Annotated in this window: 12 protein-coding genes; 6 read left to right on the top strand and 6 right to left on the bottom strand. The window is 33.7% G+C overall.

What is annotated here, in order from left to right; genetic code table 11:
* Positions 1–2: 2 nt before the first annotated feature.
* From arsB to K7G76_RS11815, 5 genes are read right to left on the bottom strand one after another with little or no spacing between them, the layout of a single operon-like run.
* Positions 3–1037 carry an ACR3 family arsenite efflux transporter gene (gene arsB, locus K7G76_RS11795; RefSeq protein ID WP_223034427.1) on the bottom strand — a complete coding sequence of 345 codons (1035 nt, stop codon included), beginning with the start codon at positions 1035–1037 and terminating at the stop codon, positions 3–5.
* Positions 1034–1651: an arsenate-mycothiol transferase ArsC gene (locus tag K7G76_RS11800; RefSeq protein ID WP_223034428.1), complete on the bottom strand. Its 618-nt coding sequence runs from the start codon at positions 1649–1651 to the stop codon at positions 1034–1036. Before K7G76_RS11800 ends, arsB begins: the two co-directional genes overlap by 4 nt.
* A 10-nt stretch (positions 1652–1661) precedes the next feature.
* A complete protein-coding gene (locus K7G76_RS11805) occupies positions 1662–2150 on the bottom strand; it encodes a GNAT family N-acetyltransferase (protein WP_223034429.1) in 489 nt (162 codons plus the stop codon).
* 8 nt (positions 2151–2158) lie between these two features.
* The gene (locus K7G76_RS11810; RefSeq protein ID WP_223034430.1) at positions 2159–2632 is read right to left on the bottom strand and encodes a DUF6428 family protein; all 474 of its coding nucleotides are present in this window, start codon (positions 2630–2632) and stop codon (positions 2159–2161) included.
* A gap of 20 nt (positions 2633–2652) precedes the next feature.
* On the bottom strand, positions 2653–2985 hold the full coding sequence (locus K7G76_RS11815) for an ArsR/SmtB family transcription factor (RefSeq protein WP_223034431.1): 333 nt from the start codon (positions 2983–2985) through the stop codon (positions 2653–2655).
* Positions 2986–3124: 139 nt separating this feature from the next.
* On the opposite strand from K7G76_RS11815, the gene K7G76_RS11820 reads away from it, so the two are divergent.
* From K7G76_RS11820 to K7G76_RS11845, 6 genes are all read left to right on the top strand, one after another.
* Positions 3125–3799: a TetR/AcrR family transcriptional regulator gene (locus K7G76_RS11820; protein WP_223034432.1), complete on the top strand. Its 675-nt coding sequence runs from the start codon at positions 3125–3127 to the stop codon at positions 3797–3799.
* Between the two features lie 3 nt (positions 3800–3802).
* Positions 3803–5470 (top strand): peptidase domain-containing ABC transporter, encoded by a 1668-nt coding sequence (locus K7G76_RS11825; RefSeq protein ID WP_223034433.1) that lies wholly within the window; start codon positions 3803–3805, stop codon positions 5468–5470.
* A gap of 2 nt (positions 5471–5472) precedes the next feature.
* A complete protein-coding gene (locus K7G76_RS11830) occupies positions 5473–6825 on the top strand; it encodes an HlyD family secretion protein (protein WP_223034434.1) in 1353 nt (450 codons plus the stop codon).
* A gap of 5 nt (positions 6826–6830) precedes the next feature.
* Positions 6831–8228: a TolC family protein gene (locus K7G76_RS11835; RefSeq protein WP_223034435.1), complete on the top strand. Its 1398-nt coding sequence runs from the start codon at positions 6831–6833 to the stop codon at positions 8226–8228.
* Between the two features lie 73 nt (positions 8229–8301).
* Entirely contained in the window at positions 8302–10596 is a 2295-nt protein-coding gene (locus K7G76_RS11840; protein WP_223034436.1) for a DNA topoisomerase 3, read from the top strand.
* 75 nt (positions 10597–10671) lie between these two features.
* A complete protein-coding gene (locus tag K7G76_RS11845) occupies positions 10672–10827 on the top strand; it encodes a hypothetical protein (protein ID WP_223034437.1) in 156 nt (51 codons plus the stop codon).
* Here K7G76_RS11845 and K7G76_RS11850 read toward each other — a convergent pair.
* A complete protein-coding gene (locus K7G76_RS11850) occupies positions 10824–11942 on the bottom strand; it encodes a DEAD/DEAH box helicase (protein ID WP_223034438.1) in 1119 nt (372 codons plus the stop codon). The genes K7G76_RS11845 and K7G76_RS11850 overlap by 4 nt on opposite strands.
* Positions 11943–11978 lie beyond the last annotated feature (36 nt).

Raw genomic sequence — 11978 nt, forward strand, 5'->3', positions numbered from 1 at the left:
TTTTAATAGTACTTTTTACGCAACCAAAAAGCAACACGTACTAATAAAATTAAAGCGGGAACTTCTATAAGCGGTCCTATTACTCCTGTAAATGCCTGACCTGAATTCAAACCAAAAACGGCTATAGCAACGGCTATGGCCAATTCAAAGTTATTACCTGCTGCAGTAAAGGCAATAGCCGCATTCTTATCATAACTTGCTCCAACGGATTTACTAACAAAAAACCCAATAAGAAACATAAAGGTAAAGTAAATCAGCAATGGAATAGCTATAATTACTACATCCATTGGAATCTCTACTATTAGCTCTCCTTTTAATGAAAACATAACAATTATTGTGAACAATAAGGCAATTAACGTTATTGGAGAAATAGTTGGTATAAACGTTTCCGTATACCACTTCTCACCTTTCCATTTTACTAATAATAGTCTACTTAATATTCCCAAGACAAATGGAATACCTAGATAAATGGCGACACTTTCAGCTATAGTTGCAATTGAAATATCCACAATAGCACCATCAAACCCAAAGTAAGGTGGCAAAACGGTTATAAACAACCAGGCGTAAAAACTATAGGCAAATACTTGAAAGATACTATTTAGAGCTACCAAACCAGCTCCATATTCACTACTGCCTTCTGCTAAATCGTTCCAAACCAAAACCATGGCAATACATCGTGCCAAGCCAATTAATATTAATCCAACCATATATTCTGGATAGTCTTGCAAAAATATTATGGCCAAAACGAACATAAGTACTGGACCAATAATCCAATTTAAAACTAGGGATATAGATAAGGTTTTGACATCTGAAAATACTTTGGGCAATAGAGCATAATTTACTTTAGCCAAAGGGGGATACATCATTAATATTAAGCCAATTGCAATTGGAATATTAGTTGTACCACTGCTTAAAGCATTAATATTGTTAGGTATTGACGGTATAAAATAACCTAATGCAACACCTAGAGCCATTGCCAAAAAAATCCAAAGTGTTAAATATTGATTTAAAAAGCCTAACTTCTTTTGCTGTGTCATTTTACCAGAATTTTAGAGAATACGGCATATAATTCGGTTGCTATTTGTAAGCTACGCTCATTGTATTTTTCTATTTGCTTGGGAGTTCCATCAAATAGTTTGGGGTCATCAAAAGTCAATGGTATTCTAACATCGGCATTTGGAATAAAAGGACAATCGGCATCAGCTTCAGAACAGGTTAAAACAGCCACAAAATCTGAAGATGGATTAAATTCATCATGGTATGTTTTTGAAAACCCAATGATTGGTTGCCTATTAGAACTGTATTTAATGGCATAAACTGGGTTTTCGCCTTCGGCAAGTGTTTGAAAAACAAAGCCTTGGTCTTGTAATATTTGAGCCGTCATTGGAAACATGGCTGTAGCTTCTGTTCCTCCCGAATAGCAATTAACATTTGGAATGTTGAAATATGAAGCCATAGTTTGTGCCCAAATTTGTGATAAATGACTTCGCCTTGAATTGTGGGTGCATATAAAATTAAGATTGATATCCTCTTTTTTGTCAGTCTTATTTTGAATATACGTAATGAGCCGATTGTGTGTATCTTCTCTATTTGGACGAATTGTTGATAAATCTAGATGGTCTATAACGTCCTGAATTTTTTGATATATCATTTTTTGCTTTTTATACTCCAATTATTTTACTGCGCTTTTCCATAATAACATTATCATGCCAAACGTCTTTTAATTTCCCTATACGTTCTCTGTAACCTATAGTTCGAAAGCCACAATTCTCGTGCATTTTTATGCTAACCTTATTATTACTAAATATGGCAGATTGCAGTGTCCATATTCCATTTAATTCGCTTTCTTCTATTAACTTTTTTAGAAGCGTCGTTCCAATACCTTTTTGTTGAAAGTGTTTTGCAACATAAACACTAACCTCTGCTACCCCATAATATACTTCCCGTTTAGAAACAGCACTTAACGCTGCCCAACCAACAATTTGGTTTTGTATTACTAAAGCTATTCGAGCAAAGGGTAAATATTTGGAATCCCATTCTTTCCAATTAGGGATTTTAGTTTCAAAAGTTGCAGAGCCTGTTTTAATACCATACTCATATATTTGAGTGATTTCGAGGTAATTTTCCTTGCTTATGGTTGTAAAGGTCATACTTTCAATTAACAGCAACCTGAATCTGGTGTGCAACAACTCTCAACTTCACGACTTAAATCAGACAGAGCTACTTTTGCTTTAGAAACTGGAACACCACAAGCACTTTTTGCCAAGCAGTCGGTTTTTTTTGTTGTCAACAAAAAATTAGTTCCATCAAAATCCAATCCGTATTTGCCTATTGTTTCTCCTTGATATTCAACTTCAATTTCAGAATCTGGTAAGTTTAGTGTTTTCTCAGATAATTCAATAATATGAACAAGCTTTTCAGGGTGCAACCTATGGTTATAGTCATTGGCTTCCCAAAGCTGAAAACTAACAACATCCTCTTTCCTAACTGTTCCGCCACAATCAATAAAATGTTTGTGTATTTTACCTATTTCTGTAACATGAAAATGACTTGCAACCAATTCGTCATTAGGTAATTTAAATGCAATGGTCTCTAAATAGTTTAAGTGTTCTTTAATTTCTGATAGTTTCATAATATCGCTTTTTATATGTTTTAACAGCAGTCTCCTGCCCTATTTACTTTTTGCCCAAAAAAGACCTGAAACAGTTCCGCTACTTCAGACCAAGTATCTTGATCTATACAATAGCAAACACTAGTGCCTTCTATATTGCCTTTTATGATTTTTAAATTTTTTAGCTCTTTTAAGTGTTGAGAAATGGTTGGTTGCGCCAATCCTATTTCATTAACTAAATCACCACATACACAACTATTGGTTTTAAACAAATGCTGCATAATGGCTACTCTGGCTGGATGACCTATAGCTTTAGCCAATTGGGCTATTCTATTTTGTTGCTCTGAAAATATTTCTGTTTTAGTGAGTCCCACAAATTATTTAATTTATTTATTGCAATATTACGATTAATATTTTTATTAAGTGTTTGTTTTTCGAAAAAAAATATAAATAAAAGTTAAAATTTCTTTATTAATAGTATTACTATTATATTTGCAATATAAATAACTTTTAATGAAAAATTTATTATCCACTATTAAAATAGTCGTACCAGAAAAGATATTCATTAAAGATCCAGAAACATCTGACCTCGGTAAACGAATAATAGAGCATAGTATTCAATTGATTGATGAAATTGGTTTTGATCATTTCACATTTAAAAAATTAGGTGCAGAAATAAAATCAAATGAAAGTTCTATTTATCGATATTTTGAAAGCAAACATAAACTGCTACTTTACCTATCTTCTTGGTATTGGTCTTGGATAGAATATCAAATGGTATTTGAAACCCATAATATCTCTGACCCCAAAGAGAAATTAAAAAAAGCTATAGAAATAGTAACTAGAAGTGTTGTTGAAGACTCAAACTACAATCATATTAATGAAATTGCATTACATAGGATTATTGTAAATGAAAATTCAAAATCTTTCTTAACCAAAGAAGTTGACCAAGAGAATAAAGACGGTTACTTTATAGTCTATAAACGCATTATTGGCAGATTGAATGATATGATTTTAGTGGTTAATCCTGATTATGAGTATTCATTAAGTTTAGCCAGCACTATAACCGAAGGTGCTTTACATCAACATTTTTTGAATGATCATTTCAAATCCTTGACAAATTGTAACGGTTTAAAAACACCAGCAACTTTTTTTGTAAAGCTTGCTATTGACACTTTAACTCATTAAAATATGAATAAAGAAAATTTAACGCCTTGGAATCGGTTTTTGGGTTTATTACAACTTGAACGAAAAGATATTTTTCAAATATTTTATTATGCCATTTTCTCGGGAATTGTAGCCCTATCTTTACCGCTAGGTATTCAAGCCATTATCAATCTCATTCAAGGGGCACAGATATCAACCTCCTGGGTAGTTTTAGTTATATTGGTAACATTGGGAGTTGTTTTTTCTGGCGCATTACAAGTCATGCAACTTCGCATAATTGAAACCATACAACAGCGTATTTTTACTCGTGCTTCATTTGAATTTAGTTATCGCTTTCCAAAAATTAGAATGAGTGAACTACGTGATTATTATCCACCAGAGCTTGCCAATCGTTTTTTTGATACGTTGACCATTCAAAAAGGGCTTTCAAAAATACTTATAGATGTGCCTTCAGCCCTATTGCAAATAATTTTTTCATTAATCCTCCTGTCTTTTTACCACCCCTTTTTTATTGTATTTGGCATGTTTTTATTGCTACTGGTATACATCGTCTTTAAATTCACAGCAAAAAGGGGTTTAGAGACAAGTTTGGAAGAATCAAAACACAAGTATATGGTAGCGCATTGGATTCAAGAAGTAGCTAGAACCATTGTAAGTTTTAAACTGTCTGGAAATACAAATCTTGCCATCACTAAAAATGACGCTTATGTAACCGGTTATCTAAAAGCGAGAGAAAGCCATTTTAGAATATTAATAATTCAATTCATACAAATGATAAGCTTTAAAGTTGTAGTAACTGCAGGCTTATTATTAATTGGCGGTGCACTTGTACTTAATCAAGAAATGAATATTGGACAGTTTGTAGCTGCCGAAATTATCATTCTGCTGGTCATTGGCTCTGTAGAAAAACTCATTTTAGGTCTAGAATCATTTTACGATATTTTAACATCTATTGAAAAACTTGGGCAGGTAGTTGATAAAAAATTGGAATCACAAGAAGGAGAAAGACCCAGCTACAACGAACATTTAGAAATAGAATTAAACGATGTATCTTTTAGTGTTGTCAATAGAGAAAAAGCAATTTTAAATAATATAAGCTTACATATTTATCAAAAAACTAGAGTTCTAGTACGAGGAGAAAGTAGCTCAGGAAAATCAAGCTTGTTGCGTCTTATTTCTGGCATTATAAAACCTACCAAAGGTCAAATTACGGTAAACCAACATTCCTTAAAAAGCATTAACCTTAATCACTATAGGTCACATCTCGGCATGTCGCTTTCAGAAGAAACCCCTTTTATTGGAACCATAAGGGAAAATATTACATTTGGGAATACTAATATAACTGACGAGGCCATATATTGGGCTCTTGATAATGTCGGCTTATCAGAATTCATTAAAGAACAAGACGAAGGATTACAAACTATATTACATCCTGAAGGCAGACAGATGTCATATACAACATCCAAAAAAATTATTTTGGCAAGAGCAATAGTCAATAAACCAAAAGTATTGATTCTAGAAGATCCATTGGATCAATTTAGTGCTCACGAAACAACAAAAATCATAAATTTTTTGACTCATAAAAATCAGCCATGGGCATTAATTGTTGTGAGTAGCAATCCAGAATGGGAAACTGTATGCGATCAAATTATTGAGTTGGAAAACGGAAATATTAAAAGCAATACCAAATAGTCATGCTAAACATTTCAAATAACGAATTGCATAAAAAAATACCATTATCCGATTTTAATTCGGGTAAAATGGTATTTAATAAAAACTACTATAAAGTTTTAAACAAATTTTTATTGGTATTTGCCATCATTGTTTTAATCATATTGTTTTTGCCTTGGACCCAAAACATAACTGGTCAAGGTCAAGTAACAACATTAAAGCCCAACCAAAGACCACAAACCATTCAATCCCAAATACCAGGCCGTATTGAAGAATGGTTTGTACAAGAAGGGAACTTCGTGAGCAAAGGCGATACCATTTTAAGAATTTCAGAAGTTAAAAGTGAGTATTTTGATGACCGATTGGTAGAACGAACAGGAGAGCAAATCAATGCAAAGACCTCCTCTGTTTCTGCCTATCAGGGGAAAGTTGAAGCTTTAAACAATCAAATTGTAGCCTTACAACAAGAGCGACAATTGAAATTAAAACAAGCTGAAAATAAGCTTTTACAGTCAAAACTGAAGGTTAAAAGTGATAGTATTGACTTTGAGGCTGCTAAAACCAATATGGCTATTGCAGAACGCCAATACAATCGTACTGTCACACTTCAAGAAGAAGGGCTTAAAGCGGTTAAAGATGTTGAAGAAAAACGCTTAAAACTTCAAGAAAATCAGGCAAAATTAATTTCGCAAGAAAATAAATTACTGGCAAGCAAGAATGATGTCATTAATGCTGAAGTTGAAATAGGTCGTACTCGAGCAGAATATACCGATAAAATATCAAAAGCTCAAAGTGATATGTTTACAGCTCAATCCAACCAATTTGATACGAAAGCTCAAGTAACAAAATTAGAGAATGATTATACCAATTATCAAAAGCGAAATAATTTACTATACGTTACGGCGCCTCAAAGCGGCTATATCAATAAAGCATTACGTGGTGGTATTGGCGTAACTTTTAAAGAAGGTGACGAGTTGGTTGGTATTATGCCCTCTCAATTTGAACTTGCAGTTGAAACCTATGTTCGGCCAATTGATTTGCCGTTACTACATATAGGTGAAAAGGTACGCGTACAATTTGATGGTTGGCCTGCCATAGTATTTAGTGGTTGGCCCAATGTATCCTACGGAACTTATGGTGCAAAAGTTGTAGCCATTGAAAATTTTATCAGCGACAATGGGCGTTATCGTGTGTTACTAGCCCCAGATGAGACAGATTACGAGTGGCCAGAAGCCATTCGCGTTGGTTCAGGTGCGAGAACCATTGCTCTATTGAACGATGTCCCAATTTGGTATGAGGTTTGGAGGCAGCTAAATAGCTTCCCTCCTGACTATTACTCTCCCCAAATAAAAGAATCTAAAGACAAAAAGAAATAAATTCCATGAAACAGATTGTATTTGGCATTTTCTTATCCTTTAGTTTGAATATATCTGCTCAACAACCTGTCGATTCCATATTGACCTTGTCAGAATATTTGGGCTATGTAAAAGCTTTTCATCCTATTGTAAAACAAGCCAATTTAATTGTAAATGAAAGTGAATTAAAGCTATTAAAGTCTCGTGGCGCCTTCGACCCCAAAATTGAAGTCGATTATGATCGTAAGAAATTTAAGAATACGGAGTATTATGATAAACTGAACGCCACTTTTAAGATTCCTACGTGGTATGGTATAGAATTTAAAGGAAATTTTGAAGAGAATGAAGGTGTTTATTTAAACCCTGAAGCCACATTGCCAGACAACGGACTATATAGTGTTGGTGTTTCCATAGATATTGCCAAGGGATTAATTATGAATGAACGCATGAATATGCTTAAACAGGCAAAATTGTTTGTTAAACAAGCAGAAATGGATAGGCAATTACTCGTCAATGACATACTATTTCAAGCTTCTGTAACTTACTTTAATTGGCTTAAAGCCTACAATGAAAAACAAGTTTTTGAATCTTTTGTAGAAAATGCACAATTACGATTTAACGGAGTTAAAAAAAGTTATGAAGTTGGTGAGCGGGCTGCAATAGATACAACCGAAGCCAGAATAGCACTTAACGATAGACGCCTAAACCTTGAAAAAGCACGCATCAATTACATAAAAGCAACCCTTGATTTGTCAAACTATCTTTGGCTGGACAACAATGTACCTATTGAATTACAGGATAATATTATACCAGATGTAAATACACTTGTACAAATTGATGCAGTATTAAGCACTTCAGAATTTGATATGGCTACATTTAATATTGACACACATCCTAAAATGCTATCATTAAACTATAAATATGAAGGTTTAGATATTGAGAGCCGCTTTGCTTCTAATAATTTATTACCCAGAGTGAATCTTGAATACAATTTTTTATCAGAAACACCAGAGATTATTAATTCCTTTAACACAGCAAATTATAAAAGCGGTTTAAATATTAGCATGCCTTTGTTCTTAAGAAAAGAACGTGCCGATATAAAACTGGCAAATCTTAAAATGCAGGATACTGAATTTGAAATTGAAGCTACTAGAGTTACGCTTAAAAATAAAATTTCAGCTATAGATCAAGAGCTTGATTCATTTCAAGTACAAAATGCTTATAATAGTGATATAGTTACAGATTATGAAAAGTTATTATCTGCAGAAGAGCGCAAATTCTTTATAGGCGAAAGCTCTATATTTTTGGTAAACAGCCGTGAATCTAAATTAATTGATGCCAAATTGAAAGCCATAAATTTAGAATATAAATTCTTTGAAACTAAAGCCAAATTATTTAATGTGCTATCTACTTTGCCCTTCTAAAAAAGTAGGTGTTATACATCTGTTATTTTAGTAAAAACTGTTATTTTGCAGCTTTCAGAATCTAATCTTTTTAATGAAAGTTTGTATAGCAGAAAAGCCTAGTGTAGCTAGAGAAATTGCCAATGTTTTAGGAGCAAAAACTAAACACGATGGTTATTTTGAAGGTAATGGCTACGCAGTAACATACACTTTTGGACATTTATGCACGCTTAAAGAACCTAATGATTACAAACCACATTGGAAACGTTGGGATTTAAACAACTTACCCATGTTGCCTGAAAAATTTGAAACTAAAATTGCAGGCGATTCAGGAATTAAAAAACAGTTTAACATAGTAAAATCGTTGTTCGACAAAGCCGATGTTGTTATTAATTGCGGTGATGCTGGTCAGGAAGGAGAGCTTATACAGCGTTGGGTATTTAACCAAGCTAATTATAAGGGAAAGGTGCAGCGCTTGTGGATTTCATCCTTAACTACTGAAGCGATAAAAGAAGGCTTTGAAAATTTAAAATCTTCTGAAAACTACAACAATCTATATTATGCTGGATTTTCTCGTGCTATTGGAGATTGGTTGTTAGGCATGAATGCTACGCGGTTATATACGCTTAAACACGGTGGCTACAAACAAGTATTGTCTATAGGACGTGTGCAAACACCAACCTTGGCTATGGTGGTGAATCGGTTTAAGGATATTGAAAATTTCAAGCCACAACCCTATTGGGAATTGCAAACCATGTACCGTGATACACTGTTTGCTTATGAAGATGGACGGTTTACCAAAATGGAAGACGGTGAAATTCTTGCAAATAAAGTCAAGGAAAAAGATTTCGAAATTATATCTATAACCAAAAAGAAAGGAAAGGAATACGCACCTAAACTGTTCGATTTGACGGGTTTGCAAGTGTATTGTAATACCAAGTTTGGGTTTTCAGCCGAAGAGACTTTAAAGATAGTTCAACGTTTATATGAAATGAAAGTGGTTACCTATCCAAGGGTTGATACCACATTTTTACCCAATGACATTTATCCAAAAGTCCAAGGTATTTTGCAGAAATTAACCAATTACAGTGATTTGGTTCAACCACTTTTAGGCAAGAAAATAAAGAAGTCCAGCAAAGTTTTTAACGATAAAAAAGTAACCGATCACCATGCCATTATTCCAACTGGCATACAAACCAGTTTACAATACAACCAACAACAGGTTTATGATATTATCGTTAAACGTTTTATTGCTGTGTTTTACGACGAGTGTTCGGTCTCCAATACAACGGTCATTGGAAAAGCAGCTGAAGTAAATTTTAAAGCTACAGGAAAAGAAATACTTAAAAAAGGTTGGCGTATTGTTTTTGAAACTGAAAATACAGTAAAAAAAGAATCTGGGATTCTACCTACTTTTACAAAAGGAGAAAAAGGACCGCATGAGCCTTCGTTTCTAGAAAAGCAAACCAAACCACCTAACCAATTTACTGAAGCCTCTCTCCTACGCGCTATGGAAACTGCAGGTAAACAAGTTGATGATGATGAGCTTCGCGATTTGATGAAAGAAAATGGCATTGGAAGACCATCAACCAGAGCCAATATTATTGAAACCTTGTTTAGGCGTAAATATATTAAGCGGAATAAAAAGCAAATCTTACCAACGATAACTGGAATTCAATTAATTGACACCATTCAAAATGACCTTTTAAAATCTGCTGAATTAACCGGGACTTGGGAAAAGCAATTAAAGGATATTGAAAAAGGTACCTATAGCGCCAGTGACTTTATTAAAAATATGAAACAGATGGTTGATAATTTGGTCTATGAAGTCCGTAGTGAAACCCAGCGTGCCAATATCACACACATCAATAATAAGGCTAAAGTTCCAAATTCTAAATCAACTAAAAAAGCTATAAAAGAATTAGCTGGAAAATCATGTCCTAAATGTAATCAAGGTACTATTTTAAAAGGGAAAAAGGCTTATGGCTGTTCCGCATATAAAACGGGCTGCAACCTTGTGCTTCCGTTTAAATATAAAGGCAAACACATTTCAGAAAAACAACTTATTAGATTATTGGATAAGGGCTCTACAGTAAACCTAAAAGGCTTTAAAACAGATTCAGGTGCCATTGAGGGATTGTTGCGTTTTGATGAAAAATTCAACTTAATACTTGAACCCAAACAGATAAAACAAAACATTCCTAATAAAATTTCCTGTCCAAAATGTAAAAAAGGAACAGTTATCAAAGGCAAAACAGCCTATGGTTGTTCTGAATATAAAATGGGCTGTGATTTTGTTTTTTCCTTTGAAGCTATTAAGGAGCATGCCAATGGAAAAAAACTGACTAGAGAATTAGTTTATAATATAATTTCTAAACCCGTAAAATAAAATGTGATAAATGTCATTTTTATGACAAGACTCACGTTGTAAATTTACAGTCAGTTAATTTAAAAATCTATCGATATGATCAATCAATTTCTTACAATGTCTAATTGGAATAACGGCGTAATCATGATAGCCATTTTTGCTCTAGTATGTATTGTTTTAATTGGTGTATTAGTAAATTTTATGATGGGAGGTAAAAAGAATTCATCTGGAGATGATAGCGATACAGATTAAACTGTAAGCTCCTTAAACTGAATATCTAGTGCCTTTTGTATATCATATACGGGTTGTAGCTCATTGGGCAATATAAGAGCTATGGAACGGCCCGTTTTACCTGCTCTGGCAGTGCGTCCACTTCTATGTGTATAGTATTCCAACTGTTCGGGTAACTGATGGTGAATTACGAAGGCCAAATTATTAACGTCTATTCCACGTGCTGAAACATCTGTAGAAACCAATACCTTTAGTGACTCATTTTTAAAAGCACGCATCACTTTATCGCGTTCTTTTTGTTGCATATCTCCTTCCAAAACATCAACCGCAAAACCTTCATTACGCAACGTTTCTGTTAGGTTTTTGGCGCCTGCTTTTGTACGGCAAAAAATGATGCCGCGTTGCTCATCAAAACGATCCAACAAACCCGTTAGAACACTTGTTTTATCCTTTATAGATGTTTTTATGAATTGATGCGTAATATTGGCATTTACCAAACTATTTTTATTGACTTCAACCTTTATTGCTTTGGGTGACATATAAGTCTTAATTATACGTTGAATGTCTTCAGGCATAGTAGCTGAAAACAGCCAAGTATACCGTTTCCCAGAGGTATATTTTAAAATTTTGTTCAAATCGTGTTTAAAACCCATACTCAACATTTCATCAGCCTCATCAAGCACCAAGGTTCTTATGTTCTTAATATCAATATGACCTCTTTCAATTAAATCCAATAACCGACCAGGAGTTGCCACAACTATATGTGTTGTACGTTGCAGGTTTTTAATTTGTCTATCAATTTTTTCACCACCATAAACCCCTTCTGCAAAAATTTTAGAATCGCAATATTTTGTAAACTTAAATAACTGTTTCTGTATTTGTTGGACCAATTCCCGTGTTGGTGCCAAGATTAAAGCTTGAATATGAGAATCATCAGGATTAATTTGATGTAGAACAGGTAAACCATACGCTGCCGTTTTTCCAGTGCCTGTTTGTGCCAAACCAATAAAATCAGTTTCTGTAGTTAATAAATTAGGTATTGTCTCTTCTTGTATTTCAGTTGGCGTTTTAATATTAAGTTCTTTTAAAGCTTTAATAAACTCTTTTCTAACACCTAAATCTGCAAATGAACCCATAACGATAAAATTGTAACGCAAAGGTATAGTTATTTA

It is taken from the genome of Hanstruepera marina (genome assembly GCF_019880635.1).
In the GTDB taxonomy this organism is placed as follows: domain Bacteria; phylum Bacteroidota; class Bacteroidia; order Flavobacteriales; family Flavobacteriaceae; genus Hanstruepera; species Hanstruepera marina.

Coding starts and splice junctions, on each gene's coding strand:
- K7G76_RS11845 (WP_223034437.1), top strand. CDS start 10,672: ATGATCAATCAATTTCTTACAATGTCTAATTGGAATAACGGCGTAATC.
- K7G76_RS11820 (WP_223034432.1), top strand. CDS start 3,125: ATGAAAAATTTATTATCCACTATTAAAATAGTCGTACCAGAAAAGATA.
- arsB (WP_223034427.1), bottom strand. CDS start 1,037: ATGACACAGCAAAAGAAGTTAGGCTTTTTAAATCAATATTTAACACTT.
- K7G76_RS11800 (WP_223034428.1), bottom strand. CDS start 1,651: ATGATATATCAAAAAATTCAGGACGTTATAGACCATCTAGATTTATCA.
- K7G76_RS11840 (WP_223034436.1), top strand. CDS start 8,302: ATGAAAGTTTGTATAGCAGAAAAGCCTAGTGTAGCTAGAGAAATTGCC.
- K7G76_RS11810 (WP_223034430.1), bottom strand. CDS start 2,632: ATGAAACTATCAGAAATTAAAGAACACTTAAACTATTTAGAGACCATT.
- K7G76_RS11850 (WP_223034438.1), bottom strand. CDS start 11,942: ATGGGTTCATTTGCAGATTTAGGTGTTAGAAAAGAGTTTATTAAAGCT.
- K7G76_RS11830 (WP_223034434.1), top strand. CDS start 5,473: ATGCTAAACATTTCAAATAACGAATTGCATAAAAAAATACCATTATCC.
- K7G76_RS11805 (WP_223034429.1), bottom strand. CDS start 2,150: ATGACCTTTACAACCATAAGCAAGGAAAATTACCTCGAAATCACTCAA.
- K7G76_RS11835 (WP_223034435.1), top strand. CDS start 6,831: ATGAAACAGATTGTATTTGGCATTTTCTTATCCTTTAGTTTGAATATA.
- K7G76_RS11825 (WP_223034433.1), top strand. CDS start 3,803: ATGAATAAAGAAAATTTAACGCCTTGGAATCGGTTTTTGGGTTTATTA.